The organism is Streptomyces sp. NPDC052701, assembly GCF_040678355.1.
Taxonomy (GTDB): domain Bacteria; phylum Actinomycetota; class Actinomycetes; order Streptomycetales; family Streptomycetaceae; genus Streptomyces.
In genome coordinates, this window is the sequence record NZ_JBFATO010000002.1 from 170,082 (window position 1) to 189,891 (window position 19,810).

Sequence of the window (19,810 nt, forward strand, 5' to 3'; positions counted from 1 at the left end):
GGCGGGGTCCCTACTCGGACGGGGAGACCTGCTCCCGCTCCGCCGCCCGGGCCCGCTTGATCGCGGCGTCCCGCCTGCGGACGTACCAGATGCCGATGAGGCCGAGTCCCCCGCCCGCCAGGCAGGTCCACACCCACCACGTCCGCCCGCGGTCCTCGAACCAGCCGTAGAAGGGCAGCTGTGCCAGGAAGAGGACGAACCAGACGATCGTGCCGCCGGTGACTGTGGCGACCACGGGCCCCTCCAGGGGCTCCGGCGCCTCGTGCTTGGGGGATCCCGAAAAAAACCCGGCCATGGGCACAGCTTACGAGGCCGGGGCGTCTACGCGCGGAGATGGCGCATCCGGGTTTATATGTTCATACTGAAACCGTTTGTCTCTGGCCGCTTCTTTTCGTAGGAAACGCCAAGAGGGTTGGGGGAGCCCTCTGGTGATGAGGTCCCGCATGCCCACCTCGGCCCCCGCCAAGGTCCCCGCCCCCGACTCGCCGGGGGCGGGTTCCGCGCACGGCCCCCTCGACCGTTTCTTCAGGATCTCCGAGCGGGGCAGCACGGTGTCCCGGGAGATCCGCGGCGGTTTCGCCACCTTCTTCGCGATGGCCTACATCGTCGTGCTGAACCCGATCATCCTGGGCAGCGCGAAGGACATGTACGGGCACCAGCTCGACAACGGGCAGCTCGTCACCGCCACCGCCCTGACGGCCGCCCTCACCACGCTCCTGATGGGCGTCATCGGCAACGTGCCGATCGCGCTGGCCGCCGGCCTGGGCGTGAACTCGGTCGTCGCGCTCCAGCTGGCGCCCCGCATGTCCTGGCCGGACGCCATGGGCATGGTGGTGCTGGCCGGTTTCGTCGTGATGCTGCTGGTCGCCTCCGGGCTGCGCGAGCGGGTCATGAACGCCGTCCCCCAGGGCCTGCGCAAGGCCATCTCCATCGGCATCGGCCTGTTCATCATGCTGATCGGGCTCGTCGACTCCGGGTTCGTCAGCCGCATCCCCGACGCCGCCCAGACCACCGTCCCGCTCCAGCTCGGCGGCGACGGCCACCTCGACGGCTGGCCGGTCCTCGTCTTCGTCCTGGGCGCCCTGCTCACCCTCGCCCTCATCGTGCGCAGGGTCTCCGGCGCGATCCTCATCTCGATCGTCGTCATGACGGCCGTCGCGGTGGTCATCGAAGCGGTCGCGAAGGTGCCGAGCTGGGGGCTCACCACCCCCAAGTGGCCCGGCAACCCGGTCGCCACCCCCGACTTCGGCCTGGTCGGCCAGGTCAGCCTCTTCGGCGGCTTCGAGAAGGTCGGGGTGCTCACCGGCGTCCTCTTCGTCTTCACCGTCCTGCTGTCCTGCTTCTTCGACGCCATGGGCACGATCATGGGCGTCTCGGACGAGGCCAAGCTGACCGACGCCCAGGGCCAGATGCCCGGCATCAACAAGGTCCTGTTCGTCGACGGCATCGCGGTCGCCGCGGGCGGCGCCAGCTCCTCCTCGGCCACCACCTGCTTCGTCGAGTCGACCGCGGGCGTCGGCGAGGGGGCCCGCACCGGTCTCGCCAACGTCGTCACCGGCTCCCTCTTCGCGGTCGCCCTGTTCCTGACCCCCGTCGCCACGATGGTCCCGTCCCAGGCGGCCACCCCGGCACTGCTCGCGGTCGGCTTCCTGATCCTGGCCGGTTCGGTCAAGGAGATCGACTGGGCCGACCACACCATCGCCGTCCCGGCCTTCGTGACGATGATGGTGATGCCCTTCACCTACTCGATCACCAACGGCATCGGCATGGGCTTCATCACCTTCGTGGTGCTGCGTCTGGCGGCCGGCCGGGGCCGTGAGGTGCCGGCGGCGATGTACGTGGTGGCGGCGGTCTTCACGTTCTACTACCTCATGCCGGCCCTGGGCCTGACCTGAGCCGCGGCGTCCCGTGACCCCCGCGGTCACGGGACGCCGTAGAACCTCTCCGTCTCCTCGACGGCGGCCTGGAACCGCTCGTCGAAGTCATGGCGAACGAGCGTCCGGACGACGTAGTCCTGGACGCTCATTCCTCTTTTCGCGGCCTGGTGCCGGAGCCGTTCGAGCAGGTCGTGGTCTATGCGCAGGCTGAGCACGCTGGTCCCCATGCCCACGAGGGTCGCGGCACCTCCATCGGGTGTGTCGCGTTCCGCCGCCGGATCACTCGTACGAGTGATACTGGAGCGCAGTGGCCGGAGTCACGGGCACCGGCGCGCGCCATGATTGGTCTTTAGCGAGAGTAATGACTTATGCTAAAGAACATGTCGGACCTCAGCCATGGCGACGACGCCGCCGCCGTGAACTCCCTTCGATCCGCGGTGATGCGGCTGTCCCGCCGGCTCAAGCACCAGCGCGTCGACGAGTCGCTCAGCCCCACCGAGATGTCGGTGCTCGGCACCCTGTCGCGGTGCGGCAGCGCCACGCCGGGCGAGCTCGCCCGCAGGGAGCACGTCCAGCCGCCCTCGATGACCCGCATCGTGGCCCTGCTGGAGGCCAAGGGACTGGTCCGCCTGGAGCCGCACCCCGAGGACCGGCGCCAGAAGGTCGTGACGCGCACCGAGCAGGCCGAGGCCATGCTCGAGGAGTCCCGCCGCAAGCGGAACGCGTTCCTGGCCACGCTGGTCGAGGAACTCGACGAGGACGAGTGGGCGAAACTGCGCGCCGCCGCCCCGGTGCTGGAGAAGCTCGCACACCTGTAAGCAGGCACAGCAAGGAGGCGAACCCCTTTGAGTACGGGACCCGGAGCAGCTTCCGCCCCCGCACCTGTCCCCCACGACTCCCCGACCCCCTCCGACGCTCCCCGCAAGTCCTCGATGTTCTCCTCCCTGAGGATCAGGAACTACCGCCTGTTCTTCCTCGGGCAGGTCGTCTCCAACATCGGCACCTGGATGCAGCGCATCGCCCAGGACTGGCTGGTGCTCAGCCTCACCGGCTCCTCCGCCGCCGTCGGCATCACCACCGCCCTGCAGTTCCTGCCGATGCTGCTGTTCGGCCTCTACGGCGGCGTCCTCGTGGACCGGCTGCGCAAGCGGCCCACGCTGTTCGTGACGCAGACGGCGATGGCGCTCACCTCGCTCGCCCTCGCCGCCCTGACCCTGACCGGCCACGTCCAGGTCTGGCACGTCTACGTCGCCGCCTTCGCCGCCGGCCTCGCCGCGGTGGTCGACAACCCGGCCCGCCAGTCCTTCGTCTCCGAGCTGGTCGGCCCGGACCAGCTGCAGAACGCGGTCAGCCTGAACTCGGCGAACTTCCAGTCCGCCCGCCTGGTCGGCCCCGCCGTCGCGGGCCTGCTGATCACCGGCGTGGGCACCGGCTGGGCGTTCCTGCTCAACGGCCTGTCCTTCGTCGCGCCCCTGACCGGGCTGCTGCTGATGCGCGGCCGTGAGCTGCGCACCGTCGAGCGCGCCCCGCGCGGCAAGGGGCAGCTGCGCGAGGGGCTGCGCTACGTCACCGGCCGTCCCGAGCTGATCTGGCCGATCGTCCTGGTCGGCTTCGTCGGCACCTTCGCCTTCAACTTCCCCGTCTACCTGTCGGCCTTCGCGGACGACGTGTTCCACGCGGGCGCGGGCGCCTACAGCATGTTCAACACGCTGATGGCGGTCGGCTCGGTGGCCGGCGCGCTGCTGGCCGCGCGGCGCGGCACGGCCCGGCTGCGGCTGCTGATCGGGGCCGCGGCGGCCTTCGGCGCGCTGGAGGTCCTGGCGGCGACCACCCCGGCGCTGTGGATGTTCGCCCTGCTCATGGTCCCGCTGGGCCTGTTCGGCATGACGGTGAACGTCACCACGAACACCAGCATTCAGATGGCCACCGACCCGGCGATGCGCGGCCGCGTCATGGCGCTGTACATGATGGTCTTCCTCGGCGGCTCGCCGGTCGGCGCCCCGGTCGTCGGCTGGATCACCGACACCCACGGCGCCCGCGTGGGCCTCGCGGCGGGCGGCGCGATCGCCGCCCTCGCCGCGGTCGTGATCGGCCTGATCCTGGCCCGCGTGGGCAACCTGCGGCTGTCCGTCGGCTGGCACCGCGGCCACCCGCACATCCGCTTCGTGCCGCGCGAGCAGCGGGAGGAGCTGACGGCGGCGGTGTGAGCCGGCCGCGGCCCGGCGGCGCCGAACGAGCCGGCCGCGTCCCGCCGCAGGACGGCGTCAGTCGCGGGGGAACTCGTCGGTCTTGAGGACGAGGCCGACGACGGTCCCGGTCAGGTCGATCTCCTGGCCGAAGTCGAGGCTGAGCACGCCCCGGTACTCGCCGTCCCTGGGGAGCGTGTGCAGGTGCCAGCGGCCGGTGTACGGGTCCACGACCAGGTACACCGGCACTCCGGCGGCGGCGTAGGCCTCCTTCTTGGGGCCGTAGTCGTTGGCGGCGGTCTGCCGGGAGACCACCTCGGCGACGAACCGGACGTCCTCGCAGCGCCACAGCCCCCTGGAGTCCTTGGCGGCGCGGTCGGCCAGCAGCGTCACGTCGGAGGCGAAGCCGTTGAGGCGGCCCGGGTAGTCGATGCGGACGTCGGACTTCACGCGCTGACGCGGGTACTTGGTGCGCAGCTGGTCGTAGATGTCCGCGATGATCTCCCAGTGGGTGTCCCGCTGAGGCGCCATGAAGATGTTCCCCCCGACGATCTCGATCTTGTAATCCTCGGGGACGGGCATCCTCTCCACCCACTCGAACATCGTGTCGAGGGTGAGTTCACCGCCGCTCTCGGCCATCTCGATCCTGTCTGCAAGGACGGTCATCGTGGCGCTCCTCCCCGGCTGCCCCGGCACTCGTGCAGCCGCGCAGTACAACGATACGCACGGTGACCGGGACACGCCCGGACCTCGGCGCGGCGGGCAGACTGGCCCCATGAGACTGTTCGCCGCCGTCCTGCCCCCCGACGACGTGACCGGGGAACTCGCCGCCGAGGTGGCCGCGCTCAGGAGGCTGCCCAGGGCGGACGGGCTGCGCTGGACCGGCCGCCCCGGCTGGCACTTCACGCTCGCCTTCTACGGCGAGGTCGACGGCGGCCTCGTACCGGAGCTGTCGGCCCGGCTGGAGCGCGCCGCCCGGCGCACCGACCCCTTCCCGCTGGCGGTGCGCGGCGGCGGCCAGTTCGGCCACGGGCGCGCCCTGTGGGCCGGGGCGGACGGCGACCTGCGCACCCTGCGCCTGCTGGCCGAGCGCTGCGAGGCGGCGGCGCGCAAGGCGGGCCTGCCGATGGGGGAGCACCGCCGCTACAAGGCCCACCTGACGGTGGCCCGCAGCCGGGAGGCGGCCGACGTGCGCGCGTACGTGGCGGCCCTGGACGCCTTCACCAGCCGGACCTGGACCGTACGGGACCTGGTGCTGGTGCGCAGCAACCTGCCGAGGTCGGGAGTCCCCGGCGAGCAGCCCCGGTACGAGGCGGTCGCCCGGTGGCCGCTCGGCGCGGCCGGTTAACCTCGACGGTGTGGACCCCAAAACCAGGAACCGGATCATGGCCGGTGCGCTCGCGCTGATGTTCGTGGTGGTGGCGGTGGCGGCGGCGTTCGGGAACTAGCCGCCGCCCCGCCACGCGCCGCCGCCCCGCCACGCGCCGCCGTCCCGCCACGCGCCGCCGTCCCGCCACGCGCCGCCGGCACCGAGCCGGCACCGGGCGGGTCACCGGCCGGCCGTCACCAGGCGAACGCCTCCGGGGAGGGCCCCGGGCCGGGGAAGATCTCGTCCAGCCCGTCCAGCAGCTCCCGCGACAGTTCCAGCTCGACCGCGCGCAGGGCGGAGGCGAGCTGCTCGGCGGTGCGCGGGCCGACGATCGGCCCGGTCACGCCGGGGCGGGTGAGCAGCCAGGCCAGCGCGGCCTCGCCCGGCTCGACCCCGTGCTTGTCGAGCAGGTCCTCGTACGCCTGGATCCGGGCGCGGGTGGCGGGGTCGGCGAGCGCGTCGGCGGCCCGGCCGGAGGCCCGCCGGCCGCCCTGGACCTCCTTCTTGATCACCCCGCCCAGCACACCGCCGTGCAGCGGCGACCAGGGGATCACGCCGAGGCCGTAGTCCTGGGCGGCCGGGATGACCTCCATCTCCGCGCGGCGCTCGGCGAGGTTGTACAGGCACTGCTCGCTGACCAGGCCGATGGTCCCGCCGCGCCGGGCGGCGGCCTCGTTGGCCTGGGCGATCTTGTATCCGGGGAAGTTGCTGGACCCCACGTAGAGGATCTTCCCCTGCTGCACCAGCACGTCGATCGCCTGCCAGATCTCCTCGAAGGGAGTGTTCCGGTCGATGTGGTGGAACTGGTACAGGTCGATGTAGTCGGTCCGCAGCCGCTTCAGGCTGGCGTCGACGGCCCGCCGGATGTTGAGCGCGGAGAGCCGGTCGTGGTTGGGCCAGACGTCGGCGCCGTCCGGATCCATGTTCCCGTACACCTTGGTGGCCAGGACGGTCCTGTCCCGCCGTCCGCCGCCCTGGGCGAACCAGTTGCCGATGATGGTCTCGGTACGGCCCTTGTTCTCGCCCCAGCCGTACACGTTGGCGGTGTCGAAGAAGTTGATGCCCGCGTCCAGCGCCGCGTCCATGATGGCGTGGCTGTCGGCCTCGTCGGTCTGCGGGCCGAAGTTCATCGTGCCGAGGACGAGGCGGCTGACCTTGAGTCCGGTGCGTCCGAGCTGCGTGTACTCCATGGTCCACCAGCCAACGTCCTGGAGCGCGCTCTAGGCAAGCGTGCCCCGGCGTTCCCCGGGAGGCGGGACGCGCGCGGCCCGGCGGCCGGCACGGGTCAGGCCGGTGACGACGGGTAGGGCTCGCCCAGGTCCCACGCCTGGTGCATCGCGTCCGCGAAGGCGGCCGCGATCTTCCGCTCGCCGCCGGCGTTGGGGTGCGTGCCGTCGTAGGTGTCGGTGTGGATGTCGTACGACGGGGGCGGCGAGGCCAGGAGCAGGGGGGAACCGGGCTCGTCCAGGTCCGCGGCCGTCTTCGCCAGCAGTTCGTTGAAACGGTCCACCTCGGCCGCGAAGGACGGTTCCGACGCGGCCCTGATGTTCGGGATCACCGGCAGCAGGACGATCCGCACCCGGGCGTTGCCCGCTCGCGCGCCCGCGAGGAAGAGCCGGACGTTCTCCGCGGTCTGCTCCGCGTCGGTGTAGAAGCCGAGGTCGATCAGGCCGAGCGACACCAGCAGCACGTCCGCCCGGGCCGCCCGGACCGCCTCGCCGATCAGCGGGGCCATGTGCAGCCAGCCCTCGCCCCAGCCGGCCAGGTGGGCGCGCGGGAAGCCGGGCTCGGCGTACGCGTACGACGTGGGCGCGCCGGCCCGCTGGTCGTACAGCGTCTCGCGGGGGCCGACGAAGGTGAAGGGGCCGCCGTACGAGGCACACAGGTGTTGCCACAGCCGGTAGCGCCAGGTGTGCTCGCCCGCGCTTCCGATCGTCATGGAGTCACCGACGGGCATGAACCTGAGCATCCGCTCATCATCGTGGATCCTCCCGCCCGGTGGGGTGTGAGACCGGCCACGCACGGCCGGTCCGCGCGACGCCGCGCGCGATGGTGGCAGGCTTGGGGCATGCGCCGACCGTTCGCCTTCCTCGCCGCGGCCCTCCTCGTGGGCGCGTTCACCGTTCCCGCGTCCGCCGCCGACGGCAACGAGGGCTTCACCCTCAGGGATCCGCGCATCACCGAGTCCAGCGGCCTGGCCGCCTCCCGCCAACACCCCGGTGTCTACTGGACGCACAACGACCAGGACGAAGGGGCCTATCTGTACGCCGTCGACAGCGGCACCGGGGAGACCGTCGCGAGGATCACCCTGACCGGGGTGGGCGCCCCGCGGGACGTCGAGGCCGTCGCCATCGGCCCGGACGACCAGATCTACGTCGGGGACATCGGCGACAACGACGGTGTCGTGTGGGACCACGTCTGGATCTACCGGCTCCCCGAACCCGAGGAGTTGAAGGACCGGACGGTCCGCGCCACGCAGTACGTCGTGAAGTACGCCGACGGGCCCCGCGACGCCGAGTCGCTCGTCGTGCACCCGAGGACCGGGCGCGTCTACATCATCGACAAGCAGGAGGAGGGCGGGCACCTGTACGAAGGGCCCGCCCGGCTCTCCCCCTCCGGGACCAACGTCTTCCGGCCCGGCGCCCCCGTCGACCTGTGGGCCACCGACGCCGCCCTCTCCCCGGACGGCGAACAGCTCGCCGTGCGCGGCTACTTCGGCGGGATCTGGTACGCCTGGAACGGCGGGAGGATCGAGCGCAAGGGGCGGCTCGACGTGCCGTTGCAGGGACAGGGCGAGTCCGTCAGCTACTCCGCCGACGGGTCGAGGCTCATGTACGGCAGCGAGGGCGTGGGCAGTTCCGTCGAGGCGGGGGAGGTGCCCGGCGGCGGGGCCGGGCCGTCCTCCCGGAGCGAGGGCCCGGGGGAGACCGGCGGCGACGGATCCGGCGGCCGCGTCACGGTCGGGGCGCTCACCGTGGCCGTCGCGTGTGCCGCGCTGTTCGGGCTGCGGCGGATGCGGCGCCGGGGCTGAACCGCCGGGCGGCTACCGGGCTGAACCGCCGGGCGGCTACCGGGCTGAACCGCCGGGCGGCTAATCGGACCGTTCGCCGCGGCGCCGCGCCACCAGCGCCTCCAGCCCGTCGAGCAGCCGCTCCAGCCCGAAGGCGAAGTGGTCGAAGTCCTCCGAGAAGGCCTCCTCGGAGAGCGCGGCCATCCTCGGGAACCGGCCGCTGAGCATCGCCTTCTCCAGGAAGGGCCGCTGCTGTTCCCAGAACTGGCCGTTGCTCAGCCCGGTCTCCTTCGCGGCCTCGTCGGCCTCGATCTCCATGCGCGCGATGCCGCCCGCGAAGCTCTGCACCGTGATGATCACCGAGATGAGCTCGGGATCGCTCAGCCCCATGTCCTGAAGGGGGGCCAGGGCGGCCTCCAGGGAGCCCAGGGAGCTCGGTCCGAGGACGGTGCGGGCCTGGTTGACGCGGAGCAGCCAGGGGTGGCGCCGGTAGTGGGCGAGGTGGCCGCGGGCCAGGGACTCGACGCCCGCCCGCCAGCCGGCCCCGGCCTCGACGGGCACCGACTCCAGGGTCTCGCCCTGCACCCGGTCCAGCATCAGGTCGAGCAGTTCGGCCTTGCCCGGCACGTACCGGTACAGCGACATCGTGCCGACGTTCAGCGCGGTGGACAGGCGTCGCATCGACACCGCCTCCAGACCCTCCGCGTCGGCGATCCCGACGGCCGCCTCGACGATCCGGTCCAGGCTCAGGGCCGGCCTGGGCCCCCGGCTGGGGCGTTCGCCGGTGCCCCACAGCAACTGCAGGCTGGTCCTGATGTTGCCGCCGCCCCCGGTCTCCATCCTCGTCATGAACATCAGCGTAGCCCTCCTGACATGGCCTTTCTCCGGCCTCCGGAGAATCACCGACAAAAACCGAGTACGGCGTACTCGATTATGAGTACAGTGTACTCAGTTACTTGGGAAGGAGGTCGGCATGACGGGACATGCCGTGCGGGCCGAGGGGCTGGAGAAGCACTACGGCGGCGAACGCGCCCTCGACGGCTTCGACCTGGCCGTCCGCGAGGGCACCGTGCACGGACTGCTGGGGCCGAACGGCGCCGGCAAGACCACCGCCGTGCGCATCCTGGCCACGCTGGTGCGGCCGGACGGGGGCCGGGCGACCGTGGCCGGGCTCGACGTGGCCCGGCAGCAGCGCGAGGTGCGCGCCCGGATCGGGTTCGCCGGCCAGTACGCGGCCGTGGACGAGGTGCTCACCGGGCGGCAGAACCTGGAGATGTTCGGGCGGCTGTTCCACCTGGGCGGCAGGCGGGCCAGGGCGCGGGCCGCCGAGCTGCTGGAGCGGTTCGGCCTGGCCGACGCCGCCGACCGCGGTGTGGACGGCTACAGCGGCGGCATGCGGCGCCGCCTCGACCTCGCCGCCTCGGTGGTCCTCGCGCCGGCAGTGCTCTTCCTCGACGAGCCGACGACGGGCCTGGACCCCCGCAGCCGGGGGGAAGTGTGGGACTGCGTCAGGGAGTTGGTGGCGGGCGGCACGACGGTGCTGCTCACCACCCAGTACCTGGAGGAGGCCGACAGACTGGCCTCGCGGATCACCGTCATCGACCGGGGGCGGGCCATCGCCGACGACACCCCGGACGGGCTGAAGAACTTGATCGGCGGCGACCGCATCGAGGTCGTGGTCGCCGAGCGCGCCGACATCCCGCGGGCGGTGAAGGCCGTCGCCCGGGTCACGGACGGCGAACCGGAGACGGACGAGCGCGAGTTGCGGGTGCACGCCCCGGTGACCGACCGGGTGGCGGCACTGACGGGGGTGGCGCGGACCCTCCAGGACGAGGGGGTCGAAGTCGAGGACATCGGGCTGCGCAGGCCGAGCCTGGACGAGGTGTTCCTGCGCCTGACCGGGCACCGCACCCGGAAGGAGGCGGCGTGATCACCGTCGAGCCGGCCGGGCGGACCGGTCACGCACGCCTGTACTGGCCGGTCTCCGACTGCTGGAACATGGTCCGCCGCGGCCTGACCGCCTACCGGCGCCGGCCCGTCAACATCGCCTGGCAGCTGGGGTTCCCGATCGTGTCCGTGCTGCTGTACGGCCACGTCTTCGGCAGCGCGATGAAGGTGCCGGGCGGCGGGGACTACCTGGACTTCCTGATGCCCGGCATGTTCGTGATGACCATGGCGTTCGGCTTCATCAACACGGCGACCGTCATGGTCCACGACTCCACCAGGGGCGTCGTCGACCGGTTCCGCTCGATGCCGATGGCCTCGTCGGCCGTGGTCGCCGGGCGCGGGGTCACCGACCTGATCGTGGCCTGCGCCGAGCTCGCCATCATGATGCTGACCGCGTTCGCCATGGGCTGGCGGCCGGACGGGGGCTGGGGCTTCCCGGCCGCCTTCGGGCTGCTGCTGTGGCTCAGGTTCGCGCTGGTGTGGACCGGGGTGTGGCTCGGGCTGCTGGTGCCCGACCCGGAGGCCGCGGGCGGGCTGTTCGCGATCGCCTTCCCGCTGACGATGATCTCCAGCGTCTTCGTCGCGCCGCAGCTCATGCCCGACTGGCTGGGGTGGGTCGCGGCCTGGAACCCGATCTCCTCGACGGCGGCCGCCGCGCGGGAGCTGTTCGGGGCGCCGGGCCGGGGCGGGGACTCGTGGGTCGAGCAGCACGCGCTGCTGATGGCCGGGGTGTGGCCGGTCGTGCTGACGCTGGTCTTCCTTCCGCTGGCGGTGCGCAGGTTCCGGAAGCTGAGCAGGTGACGGCGCGCCCCCTGCCGCGCGCTCGGCGTGCGAGGGGCGCCCGGTCCGCCCGGGCGCCCCACCGCCGTGCGACGGGGACGGCTACAGCCGCTCGATCACGTAGTCGACGCACTTCGTCAGCGCCTCGACGTCGGCCGGGTCGATCGCCGGGAACATCGCGACGCGGAGCTGGTTGCGGCCGAGCTTGCGGTACGGCTCGGTGTCGACGATGCCGTTGGCGCGCAGCACCTTGGCGACGGCGGCGGCGTCGACCTCGTCCGTGAAGTCGATGGTGCCGATGACCTGGGACCGCTTGGCCGGGTCGGCGACGAACGGGTTCGCGAACTTCACGTCCTCGGCCCAGCCGTACAGCGTCCGCGCGGAGGTCGCCGTCCGGCGCACCGCCCAGTCGAGACCGCCCTGGCCGTTGAGCCACTCCAGCTGCTCGTTGAGCAGGAACAGGGTGGCCAGGCCCGGGGTGTTGTACGTCTGGTTCTTGCGGGAGTTGTCGATCGCCGTGGGCAGCGAGAAGAACTCCGGGACGTGGCGGCCGCTCGCGTGGATCCGCTCGGCGCGCTCGATCGCGGCCGGGGAGAAGACGCCGATCCACAGGCCGCCGTCGGAGGCGAAGGACTTCTGCGGGGCGAAGTAGTAGACGTCCGTCTCGGCGATGTCGACGGGCAGGCCGCCCGCGCCGGAGGTGGCGTCGACCAGCACCAGCGCGCCCTCGTCGGCACCGGCCACGCGTTTGATGGGCATGGCGACGCCGGTGGAGGTCTCGTTGTGGGTGAAGGCGTAGACGTCCACGCCCGCCCGGGCGGCCGGCTCGGGGTGCGTGCCCGGGTCGGCGGAGATGACGTCCGGCTCGGCCAGCCACGGGGCGAGCTTGGCCGCCTTGGCGAACTTGGAGGAGAACTCGCCGAAGCTGAGGTGCTGCGACCTGTTCTCGATCAGGCCGTGGGTCGCGATGTCCCAGAACGCGGTGGAGCCGCCGTTGCCGAGGATCACCTCGTAGCCGTCGGGGAGCTGGAACAGCTCGCGGACGCCCTCGCGCACCCGGCCGACCAGGTTCTTGACGGGGGCCTGGCGGTGGGAGGTGCCCAGCAGGGACGTGCCGGTCGCGGCCAGCGCGTCCAGCGCTTCCGTCCGCACCTTGGAGGGGCCCGCGCCGAAACGACCGTCGGCGGGCTTGATGTCAGCGGGAATCTGGATCTCAGCCACGGGGGGAGCGTAGCCGTTCCGGGAAACCGGGGCGAAACGTCGTCCGTCGGGTGAGACGGTGTCGCGGCGGGCGCCTCCCGCCCGGCCGCGGGGGAGACCGGGGGCGGCCGCGACGGTGGCCCCGCCGGCGCGCGCGGGCATGCTGGACGCATGACGGATCTGGAGGAGGCGCTGCGGCGGGCGGTGCGGGGCGAGGTGGGGTTCGACGTCACCGCACGGGCGCTGGTCACCATGGACGCCTCCAACTACCGGCGGGTGCCGCTGGGCGTCGTGGCGCCGCGCGACGCCGACGACGTGGCGGCCGTCCTCGAGGTGTGCCGGGCCCGCGGGGTGCCGGTCGTGGCGCGCGGGGGCGGGACCTCGACCGCGGGCCAGGCGACCGGCACCGGCGTGGTGCTGGACTTCACGCGGCACATGAACCGGGTGCTGTCCCTGGACCCCGGGACGCGCACGGCCGTCGTCCAGCCGGGGCTGGTCCTCGACCGGCTGCAGGAGGCCGCCGCCCCGCACGGGCTGCGCTTCGGGCCCGACCCCTCCACCCACGGCCGGTGCACGCTCGGCGGCATGATCGGCAACAACGCGTGCGGCTCGCACTCGGTGGCCTGGGGGACCACCGCGGACAGCGTGCGGGAGCTGTCGGTGGTCACCGCGCGCGGGGAGCGGCTGCGGCCCGGGCGGGACTGGGCGGGGGCGCCGCGGGGCCTGCGGGAACTGGTCGAGGGCGAGCTGGCCCGGCTGCGCACCGGCTTCCCCGACCTGCCCCGCCGTATCTCCGGGTACGCCGTGGACGCCCTGCTGCCCGAGAAGGGCGCCGACGTGGCCCGCTCCTTCTGCGGTTCGGAGGGCACGCTGGGGGTGCTGACGGAGGCGGTCGTACGGCTGGTGCGGGCGCCGCGCGCGCGTGCGCTGGCGGTGCTGGCGTACGCCGACGAGAGCGCCGCCGCCGAGGCCGCGGCCGGGCTGCTGGAGCACCGGCCGCTGACGGTGGAGGGCATGGCGGCCGACCTGGTGCCGTCCTCGGCGGGACTGCCGCGGGGCGGGGCCTGGCTGTTCGTGGAGACGGGCGGGGAGTCCGCCGGAGAGGCACGCGCACGGGCGGAGGCCATCGTGCGGGCGGCCGACGCGGCGGACCGCCTGGTGGTGACGGACGAGGGGGAGCAGCGGGCGCTGTGGCGGATCCGGGAGGACGCGAGCGGTACGGCCACCCGGACGCCGGACGGCAGCGAGGCCTGGCCGGGCTGGGAGGACTGCGCGGTGCCGCCCGCCCGGCTCGGCGCCTACCTGCGGGAGTTCCGGGCGCTGCTGGCCGCGCACGGGCTGCGCGGCACGCCGTACGGGCACTTCGGGGACGGCTGCGTCCACGTCCGCATCGACTTCGACCTGCTGACGGAGCGGGGCGTCGCCCGCTTCCGGCGCTTCTCGCAGGAGGTCGCCGAACTGGTGGTGGCGCACGGCGGATCGCTGTCCGGGGAGCACGGGGACGGGCAGGCGCGGGCCGAGCTGCTGCCGGCGATGTACGGCGCCGGGACGGTCGCCCTGTTCGAGCGGGTGAAGGGCGTCTGGGACCCGGACGACCTGCTCAACCCCGGCATGCTGGTGCGCCCGGCCCCGCTCGACGCGAACCTGCGCTTCGCGGTGCTGCCCCGCGAGCGGGTCGAGGTGGCCTTCGGCTACCCGTCGGACGGCGGCGACTTCTCGGCGGCGGTACGGCGCTGCGTGGGCGTCGCCAAGTGCCGTACGACGTCGGTGTCCGGCCCCGCCGTCATGTGCCCGTCCTTCCGGGTGACCGGCGCGGAGGAGCACTCCACGCGCGGGCGGGCCCGCCTGCTGCACGAGATGCTGGCGGGCGAGCTGGTGGCCGACGGCTGGCGCTCCCCGCAGGTGCGGGACGCGCTCGACCTGTGCCTGGGCTGCAAGGGCTGCCGGTCGGACTGCCCGGTCGGGGTCGACATGGCCACGTACAAGGCGGAGTTCCTGCACCACCACTACGCCGGGCGCCGCCGTCCGGCCGCCCACCACGCGATGGGCCGGCTGCCGCTGTGGCTGGGGTGGGTGGCGCGGACGCGCACGGCGGGCGCGGTCAACGCGCTCGCCTCCGTCGGGCCGGTGGCGCGTGCCGTGAAGCGGCTGGTCGGCATCGCGGCGGAGCGGGAGATCCCGCGGCTGGCGGGGGAGACGTTCACGCGGTGGTGGGGCGGGCGCCGGTCCGGGGCCGCCACCGGTGACGGCCGGCCCGGCGACGGCGGCCTGGTCGTCCTGTGGCCCGACACCTTCACCGAGCACTTCTCGCCCTCCGTGGGACGGGCGGCCGTCCGGGTCCTGGAGGCGGCCGGCCTGCGCGTGGCGCTGCCGCCGGGCCTGCGCATGCCCGGGCGCCCGGTCGGCGACGGCAGGTCACGGGCGGCGTTCGCGCTCCTCGCCGCCCGCCCGGGCCGGGTGTGCTGCGGGCTGACGTACGTCTCGACGGGCCAGCTGGACCGCGCCCGCGCGGTGCTGCGCCGCACGCTCGACCTGATGGAGCCGGTCCTGGCCACCGGCGCGCCGGTCGTGGTCCTGGAGCCGAGCTGTGCCGCGGCCCTGCGCGCGGACGTCCCCGGGCTGCTGCACGACGACCCGCGCGCGGCCCGCCTCGCCGCCCGGGTCCTGACCTTCGCGGAGACGCTGGAACGCCACGCTCCCGGCTGGCGGCCGCCCCGCGTGGACCGTCCGGTGGCCGGCCAGACCCACTGCCACCAGCACGCCGTCCTCGGCGACGCCCCCGACCGCCGGCTGCGCGCCGCCGCGGGCCTCACCGGTGAACCGAGCGGCGGCTGCTGCGGCCTGGCGGGCCACTTCGGCTTCGAGAAGGGCCACTACGAGGTGTCGGTGGCCTGCGCGCAGGAGCACCTGCTCCCCGCGGTCCGCGACGCCCCGGACGGGAGCGTGATCCTGGCGGACGGCTTCTCCTGCCGGACCCAGCTGGAGCAGCTGGCCGGGGTGCGGGGCAGGCACCTGGCGGAGGTGCTGGCGGACGGGCTGCCGGACGGACGGGACGAGCGGCGGGGGTGACGGGAGCGGGCGTACGCGCGGGGCGGACGTCCGGACGCCGGGGAGCGGGCCGCGGGCCGGGTGCTTCCCGGCCGCCCGGGCGGCGGGCGCGCGGGTGCCGGAACTGTTCGGGCCACCGGACGGGCGGGGGCGAGTGTTCGGGCGGCGGGACGGGGCGAAAGGTGCCTAATCTGGCGAAAACCCCCGCCTCAAGGAGTCCCGCGCATGGCCTGTCGCGTCCAGCCCCTCACCCGTGACGAGCACCTGGCGTTCGTCGCGGACCGCCCCTCGGCCAGCCCCCTGCAGCTCCCGTCCTGGGGCGAGGTGAAACCCGACTGGCGGGCGGAGAGCCTGGGCTGGCGTGACGAGGACGGGCGGCTGGTCGGCGCGGGCCTGGTCCTGCTGCGCCCGCTGCCCGGGCTGAAGCGGTACCTCGCCTACCTCCCGGAGGGCCCGCTGATCGACTGGTACGCCCCCGACCCCGCGGCCTGGCTCGACCCGATGCTCGCGCACCTGAGGCGGCGGGGCGCCTTCTCGGTCCGGATGGGGCCGCCCGTCGAGGTGCGCCGCTGGAGTGCCGAGGCGGTCAAGGCGGCGATCGCGGACCCGGCCGCGCGCCGGCTGGGCGACGTGCGGGCGACGTCGTACGACGAGCGCGCCGCCGCTCTCGCCGGCCGGCTGCGCCGCATGGGCTGGCGGCGGACCGGACCCGGCGGCGAGGGCGGCTTCGCCGCCGGGCAGCCGCGGTACGTCGTCCGGGTGCCGTTGGCCGGACGGTCGCTGGAGGACGTCCGCGCGGGGCTGAACCAGCAGTGGCGGCGCAACGTCAGGAAGGCGGAGCAGGCCGGCGTGAAGGTGGTCCGCGGCGACTTCGAGGACCTGCCGGTCTTCTACGAGCTGTACGCCGAGACGGCCCGGCGGGACCGTTTCGTCCCGCGCCCGCTGCCCTACTTCCAGCGCATGTGGACCGCGCTCGGCGCCGAGCACCCCGACCGCGTGCGGCTCTACCTCGCCCACCACGACGGCGAGGTCCTCGCCGCGGCCGTCATGCTGACCGTCGGCGTCCACGTCTGGTACTCCTACGGCGCCTCCTCCGGCCGCCGGCGCGAGGTCCGGCCCGGCAACGCCCTGCAGTGGCGCATGCTGTGCGACGCCCACGCGCTCGGCGCCGCCGTCTACGACCTGCGGGGCGTCACCGGCACACTGGAGGAGTCGGACCCCCTGCTCGGCCTGCTGCGGTTCAAGGTCGGCACGGGCGGCGAGACCGTCGAGTACCTCGGCGAGTGGGAGTTCCCGCTCAACCGGCTGCTGCACAAGGCGCTGGGGATGTACCTGGCGCGCCGGTGACGGCGGCGGCCCCGTCCGCCGCGAGGGCGGGCGCGCGAGGAGCGGGCGCGCCAGGAGCGGGTGCCCGGAAGGAGGATGCGCGAAGGACAGGAACATAAAGGGTTTACGCCCCTGTCGCAGTCCATTAGCCTGGACCGGGTAGTGCATTGCGATGAACGGAAGAACCCGAGCCTAGTTCCCTGGAAGGCCCCGTGACCACCCCCACCCCCGCCACCCCGTCCGCCCCGCCCGCCGCCACGGCCGGCCCGGAGCCCGGGCAGGCGCCCGTACCGGACGGTGCCGCGCGCCGGCGGGGTTCCCTGGGCCCCGTCGGCCTGGTCCTCGCCGGGGGCGTCTCGGTCCAGTTCGGCGGAGCCCTGGCCGTCGGCCTGATGCCGCGGGCCGGCGCCCTGGGCGTGGTCACGCTGCGGCTGCTGGTGGCCGCGGTCGTCCTGCTGGTGCTCTGCCGGCCCCGGCTGCGCGGGCACTCGCGCGGCGACTGGGGCACGGTGATCGTCTTCGGTGTCGCCATGGCCGCCATGAACGGCCTGTTCTACCAGGCCATCGCCCGCATCCCGCTGGGCCCGGCGGTCACCCTCGAAGTCCTCGGCCCGCTGGCGCTGTCGGTCCTGGCGTCCCGCCGCGCGATCAACCTCCTGTGGGCCGCGCTCGCCCTCGCGGGCGTGTTCCTCCTCGGCGGCGGAGGCTTCGACAGCCTCGACCCCGCGGGTGCGGCCTTCGCCCTGGGCGCCGGCGCCATGTGGGCGGCGTACATCGTCTTCAGCGCCCGTACGGGCCGCCGCTTCCCGCAGGCCGACGGGCTCGCCCTCGCCATGGCCGTCGCGGCGCTGCTGTTCCTTCCCCTGGGCGTCCTCGAGTCGGGCACGCGGCTCGTGGACCCGACGACGCTCGCCCTCGGCGCCGCGGTCGCACTGCTCTCCTCCGTCCTGCCCTACACCCTCGAACTCCTCGCCCTGCGCCGCCTGCCCGCCCCCACCTTCGCCGTCATGATGAGCCTCGAACCCGCCCTCGCGGCGACGGCCGGCTTCCTCGTCCTGGACCAGGCCCTGTCCGCCCCCGAGGCCGCCGCGATCGCCCTGGTCGTCGCGGCCAGCATGGGAGCGGTGCGGACGCAGGCGGGGCGGGGGAGGACCGTGGCGGACGACCGGTCCGGGTGACACCCGTCCCGGCCCGGCCACGCCGGCCGGCCGGTCCCGTGGTGTGGAACGCCTGATCGCGGATACCAGCAGGTCATGGGAGCGACTGCCGGATTGCGCCGAGCCGATCACCGTCTGGCCCGGTGGGTGGCCTGCCGCGTCCCTCCCACGGCCGGCCGGGTGCTGTCGGCCGTCGAGGAGGCCGCGGAGAGCACGAAACTGTGGTGCGGCGCCGCCGTGGTGATGGCCGCGGCCGGCGGATGGCGCGGCCGGACGGCCGCCGCCACGGGCCTGACGGCGCTGGCCGTGGCACAGCTCGTCTCCAACGGCCTGGGCAAACAGCTCATCGACCGGCCCCGGCCGCCCGAGGAGTGGTTCCCGCACGACGAGGTCGACGACCGGCCGGATTCCTCCTCCATGCCCTCCGGACACACCGCGGCCGCGGTCGCCTTCACCGCCGCGGTCGCCCCCTCGTGGCCGCTGGCCGGTGTCCTGTGCGCCGTACCGGCCGCCATGGTGGCCGTCGAGCGCGTGCAGAGCGGCGCCCACTACCCCTCCGACGTGGCCGTCGGCCTCACCGTCGGCCTGGCCGGCGCCTGGCTCACCCGCCGCGCCCCGCGCCTGCTGCTGCAGTGGTACCGGCCGTAGCGGCGCGGCGATCCCGGTGCGGCACCACCTGCCGGCCCTGAACCACGCCGATCGGGGTACTCGCGCTCAGCACGACGGCCGTGGACCGCCACGGCACGCCCGGGGCCGTGGACCACCACGGCACCCGACACGGACGGAACGGACGGGAGGTGATCGTCGTGTCGAGTATGCAGCCGCCATCCACCGCGTCGGAGCACAGCGCACGCCACGCCGGCCAGGAGCCGGTGAGCGAGCTGGTCCAGCGGGCTTCGCAGCAGCTGACCGAGCTGGTGCGCGGCGAGCTGAGGCTGGCGCAGGCGGAGATGAAGGAGAAGGGCAAGCGGTACGGCAAGGGCGGGGGCCTGTTCGGCGGCGCGGGAGTGGTCGGCTTCCTGATGCTGCAGGCGCTGGTCGCCACCGCCATCGCGGCACTCGCGGTGCCGCTGCCGGTGTGGGCCGCGGCGCTGATCGTCACCGCCGTCCTGGGGGTGATCGCCGCGGTCCTGGCGCTGACCGGGAAGAAGCAGGTCAGCCAGGCCGCGCCGCCGATGCCGGAGCAGACGATCGAGAACGTGAAGGCCGACGTGGCCCAGATCAAGGGGAGCGCACACCGATGAGCAAGCCGACCCACGAGGAGAAGAGCGCCTCCAGCCCGGAGGAGCTGCGGGAGCAGGTCGAGCAGACCCGCCAGGAGCTCGGGCAGACGGTGGAGGCCCTCGCGGGCAAGGCCGACGTCAAGGCCCAGGCCCAGGAGAAGGCGGCCGAGGTGAAGGAACAGGCCGCCGTGAAGGCCCGGGAACTGAAGGAACAGGCCGCGGCCAAGGCCGGGGAGCTGAAGGGACAGGCCACGGTCAAGGCCGGGGAGCTGAAGGGACAGGCCACGGTCAAGGCCGGGGAGCTGAAGGGACAGGCCACGGTCAAGGCCGGGGAGCTGAAGGAGCAGACCGCGGTCAAGGCCGACGAGTTGAGGACCAAGGTCACCGAAGTCGCGTCGCGGGTGCAGGACAAGCTGCCCGACCCGGTCAGGGACAAGGCCGCCCAGGCCGCCGGCCAGGCCCGCGCCAAGGCGGCGCAGGCCGGCCACCTGTGGGAGGAGAAGGCGCCCGAACCCGTGCGGCGCGGGGCGGCCCAGGGGGCACGGGCCGCCCGGGAGAACCGCGGTCTGCTGCTGGCGGCCGCCGGCGTCGCCGCCGTGGTGTGGCTGGTGTGCCGCCGCGGCAAGGAGTGACCTGATGGGGACGGTGAGGACGGTGGGACGATGAGGGCGTCGAAGAGCGTCCACG

Annotated in this window: 20 protein-coding genes; 13 read left to right on the plus strand and 7 right to left on the minus strand. The window is 73.6% G+C overall.

What is annotated here, in order from left to right:
• Positions 1-10 precede the first annotated feature (10 nt).
• On the minus strand, positions 11-295 hold the full coding sequence (locus tag AB0L29_RS03865; RefSeq protein ID WP_365822998.1) for a DUF2530 domain-containing protein: 285 nt from the start codon (positions 293-295) through the stop codon (positions 11-13).
• Between the two features lie 148 nt (positions 296-443).
• On the opposite strand from AB0L29_RS03865, the gene AB0L29_RS03870 reads away from it, so the two are divergent.
• Positions 444-1,895 carry an NCS2 family permease gene (locus tag AB0L29_RS03870; RefSeq protein ID WP_365823000.1) on the plus strand — a complete coding sequence of 484 codons (1,452 nt, stop codon included), beginning with the start codon at positions 444-446 and terminating at the stop codon, positions 1,893-1,895.
• A 26-nt stretch (positions 1,896-1,921) separates the two neighbouring features.
• Here AB0L29_RS03870 and AB0L29_RS03875 read toward each other — a convergent pair whose 3' ends face one another.
• Positions 1,922-2,104, minus strand: a complete 183-nt coding sequence (locus AB0L29_RS03875) for a CopG family antitoxin (protein WP_365823002.1) — start codon at positions 2,102-2,104, stop codon at positions 1,922-1,924.
• A 153-nt stretch (positions 2,105-2,257) separates the two neighbouring features.
• Between AB0L29_RS03875 and AB0L29_RS03880 the strand changes: the two genes are divergently transcribed.
• Both AB0L29_RS03880 and AB0L29_RS03885 read left to right on the plus strand, forming a co-directional pair.
• Positions 2,258-2,695 carry a MarR family transcriptional regulator gene (locus tag AB0L29_RS03880; protein ID WP_365823004.1) on the plus strand — a complete coding sequence of 146 codons (438 nt, stop codon included), beginning with the start codon at positions 2,258-2,260 and terminating at the stop codon, positions 2,693-2,695.
• 27 nt (positions 2,696-2,722) lie between these two features.
• Positions 2,723-4,084 (plus strand): MFS transporter, encoded by a 1,362-nt coding sequence (locus AB0L29_RS03885; RefSeq protein ID WP_365823006.1) that lies wholly within the window; start codon positions 2,723-2,725, stop codon positions 4,082-4,084.
• A 57-nt stretch (positions 4,085-4,141) separates the two neighbouring features.
• On the opposite strand, the gene AB0L29_RS03890 is transcribed toward AB0L29_RS03885, so the two are convergent.
• Positions 4,142-4,729, minus strand: a complete 588-nt coding sequence (locus AB0L29_RS03890) for a Uma2 family endonuclease (RefSeq protein ID WP_365823008.1) — start codon at positions 4,727-4,729, stop codon at positions 4,142-4,144.
• A gap of 109 nt (positions 4,730-4,838) precedes the next feature.
• Here AB0L29_RS03890 and thpR point away from each other — a divergent pair, with 109 nt between their 5' ends.
• Complete coding sequence (thpR, locus tag AB0L29_RS03895) at positions 4,839-5,411, plus strand: RNA 2',3'-cyclic phosphodiesterase (RefSeq protein WP_365823010.1); 573 nt, start codon at positions 4,839-4,841, stop codon at positions 5,409-5,411.
• Positions 5,412-5,626: 215 nt separating this feature from the next.
• Here the strand turns inward: thpR and AB0L29_RS03900 are convergent, their stop codons facing one another.
• Both AB0L29_RS03900 and AB0L29_RS03905 read right to left on the minus strand, forming a co-directional pair.
• Positions 5,627-6,622 carry an aldo/keto reductase gene (locus AB0L29_RS03900; RefSeq protein ID WP_365823012.1) on the minus strand — a complete coding sequence of 332 codons (996 nt, stop codon included), beginning with the start codon at positions 6,620-6,622 and terminating at the stop codon, positions 5,627-5,629.
• Between the two features lie 95 nt (positions 6,623-6,717).
• Positions 6,718-7,401 (minus strand): SGNH/GDSL hydrolase family protein, encoded by a 684-nt coding sequence (locus tag AB0L29_RS03905; RefSeq protein ID WP_365823014.1) that lies wholly within the window; start codon positions 7,399-7,401, stop codon positions 6,718-6,720.
• A 99-nt stretch (positions 7,402-7,500) separates the two neighbouring features.
• Between AB0L29_RS03905 and AB0L29_RS03910 the strand changes: the two genes are divergently transcribed.
• Complete coding sequence (locus AB0L29_RS03910) at positions 7,501-8,463, plus strand: WD40 repeat domain-containing protein (protein ID WP_365823016.1); 963 nt, start codon at positions 7,501-7,503, stop codon at positions 8,461-8,463.
• A 60-nt stretch (positions 8,464-8,523) separates the two neighbouring features.
• Here AB0L29_RS03910 and AB0L29_RS03915 read toward each other — a convergent pair whose 3' ends face one another.
• The gene (locus tag AB0L29_RS03915) at positions 8,524-9,291 is read right to left on the minus strand and encodes a TetR/AcrR family transcriptional regulator (protein WP_365823018.1); all 768 of its coding nucleotides are present in this window, start codon (positions 9,289-9,291) and stop codon (positions 8,524-8,526) included.
• 124 nt (positions 9,292-9,415) lie between these two features.
• On the opposite strand from AB0L29_RS03915, the gene AB0L29_RS03920 reads away from it, so the two are divergent.
• Together AB0L29_RS03920 and AB0L29_RS03925 are read left to right on the plus strand one after the other, a co-directional pair.
• Entirely contained in the window at positions 9,416-10,372 is a 957-nt protein-coding gene (locus AB0L29_RS03920) for an ATP-binding cassette domain-containing protein (protein WP_365823020.1), read from the plus strand.
• Positions 10,369-11,190, plus strand: coding sequence for an ABC transporter permease (locus tag AB0L29_RS03925; protein WP_365823022.1), 822 nt, complete (start codon positions 10,369-10,371; stop codon positions 11,188-11,190). Before AB0L29_RS03920 ends, AB0L29_RS03925 begins: the two co-directional genes overlap by 4 nt.
• 81 nt (positions 11,191-11,271) lie before the next feature.
• Here the strand turns inward: AB0L29_RS03925 and serC are convergent, their stop codons facing one another.
• Positions 11,272-12,390: a phosphoserine transaminase gene (gene serC / locus AB0L29_RS03930; RefSeq protein WP_365823024.1), complete on the minus strand. Its 1,119-nt coding sequence runs from the start codon at positions 12,388-12,390 to the stop codon at positions 11,272-11,274.
• A 150-nt stretch (positions 12,391-12,540) separates the two neighbouring features.
• Here serC and AB0L29_RS03935 point away from each other — a divergent pair, with 150 nt between their 5' ends.
• The 6 genes from AB0L29_RS03935 (at position 12,541) to AB0L29_RS03960 (ending at position 19,755) form a co-directional block, all read left to right on the plus strand.
• Positions 12,541-15,438 (plus strand): FAD-binding and (Fe-S)-binding domain-containing protein, encoded by a 2,898-nt coding sequence (locus AB0L29_RS03935; protein ID WP_365823026.1) that lies wholly within the window; start codon positions 12,541-12,543, stop codon positions 15,436-15,438.
• Positions 15,439-15,642: 204 nt separating this feature from the next.
• Entirely contained in the window at positions 15,643-16,764 is a 1,122-nt protein-coding gene (locus AB0L29_RS03940) for a peptidoglycan bridge formation glycyltransferase FemA/FemB family protein (protein WP_365823028.1), read from the plus strand.
• Positions 16,765-16,955: 191 nt separating this feature from the next.
• On the plus strand, positions 16,956-17,921 hold the full coding sequence (locus AB0L29_RS03945) for an EamA family transporter (protein WP_365823030.1): 966 nt from the start codon (positions 16,956-16,958) through the stop codon (positions 17,919-17,921).
• A 75-nt stretch (positions 17,922-17,996) separates the two neighbouring features.
• Entirely contained in the window at positions 17,997-18,548 is a 552-nt protein-coding gene (locus AB0L29_RS03950; RefSeq protein WP_365823032.1) for a phosphatase PAP2 family protein, read from the plus strand.
• Positions 18,549-18,715: 167 nt separating this feature from the next.
• Positions 18,716-19,144 carry a phage holin family protein gene (locus tag AB0L29_RS03955; RefSeq protein ID WP_365823425.1) on the plus strand — a complete coding sequence of 143 codons (429 nt, stop codon included), beginning with the start codon at positions 18,716-18,718 and terminating at the stop codon, positions 19,142-19,144.
• Entirely contained in the window at positions 19,141-19,755 is a 615-nt protein-coding gene (locus AB0L29_RS03960) for a DUF3618 domain-containing protein (RefSeq protein WP_365823033.1), read from the plus strand. Before AB0L29_RS03955 ends, AB0L29_RS03960 begins: the two co-directional genes overlap by 4 nt.
• Positions 19,756-19,810: the final 55 nt, after the last annotated feature.

Coding starts and splice junctions, on each gene's coding strand:
- AB0L29_RS03905 (WP_365823014.1), bottom strand. CDS start 7,401: ATGCTCAGGTTCATGCCCGTCGGTGACTCCATGACGATCGGAAGCGCG.
- AB0L29_RS03865 (WP_365822998.1), bottom strand. CDS start 295: ATGGCCGGGTTTTTTTCGGGATCCCCCAAGCACGAGGCGCCGGAGCCC.
- AB0L29_RS03940 (WP_365823028.1), top strand. CDS start 15,643: ATGGCCTGTCGCGTCCAGCCCCTCACCCGTGACGAGCACCTGGCGTTC.
- AB0L29_RS03955 (WP_365823425.1), top strand. CDS start 18,716: ATGCAGCCGCCATCCACCGCGTCGGAGCACAGCGCACGCCACGCCGGC.
- AB0L29_RS03960 (WP_365823033.1), top strand. CDS start 19,141: ATGAGCAAGCCGACCCACGAGGAGAAGAGCGCCTCCAGCCCGGAGGAG.
- AB0L29_RS03920 (WP_365823020.1), top strand. CDS start 9,416: ATGACGGGACATGCCGTGCGGGCCGAGGGGCTGGAGAAGCACTACGGC.
- thpR (WP_365823010.1), top strand. CDS start 4,839: ATGAGACTGTTCGCCGCCGTCCTGCCCCCCGACGACGTGACCGGGGAA.
- AB0L29_RS03910 (WP_365823016.1), top strand. CDS start 7,501: ATGCGCCGACCGTTCGCCTTCCTCGCCGCGGCCCTCCTCGTGGGCGCG.
- AB0L29_RS03950 (WP_365823032.1), top strand. CDS start 17,997: ATGGGAGCGACTGCCGGATTGCGCCGAGCCGATCACCGTCTGGCCCGG.
- AB0L29_RS03890 (WP_365823008.1), bottom strand. CDS start 4,729: ATGACCGTCCTTGCAGACAGGATCGAGATGGCCGAGAGCGGCGGTGAA.
- AB0L29_RS03935 (WP_365823026.1), top strand. CDS start 12,541: ATGACGGATCTGGAGGAGGCGCTGCGGCGGGCGGTGCGGGGCGAGGTG.
- AB0L29_RS03915 (WP_365823018.1), bottom strand. CDS start 9,291: ATGACGAGGATGGAGACCGGGGGCGGCGGCAACATCAGGACCAGCCTG.
- AB0L29_RS03875 (WP_365823002.1), bottom strand. CDS start 2,104: ATGGGGACCAGCGTGCTCAGCCTGCGCATAGACCACGACCTGCTCGAA.
- AB0L29_RS03870 (WP_365823000.1), top strand. CDS start 444: ATGCCCACCTCGGCCCCCGCCAAGGTCCCCGCCCCCGACTCGCCGGGG.
- AB0L29_RS03900 (WP_365823012.1), bottom strand. CDS start 6,622: ATGGAGTACACGCAGCTCGGACGCACCGGACTCAAGGTCAGCCGCCTC.
- AB0L29_RS03880 (WP_365823004.1), top strand. CDS start 2,258: ATGTCGGACCTCAGCCATGGCGACGACGCCGCCGCCGTGAACTCCCTT.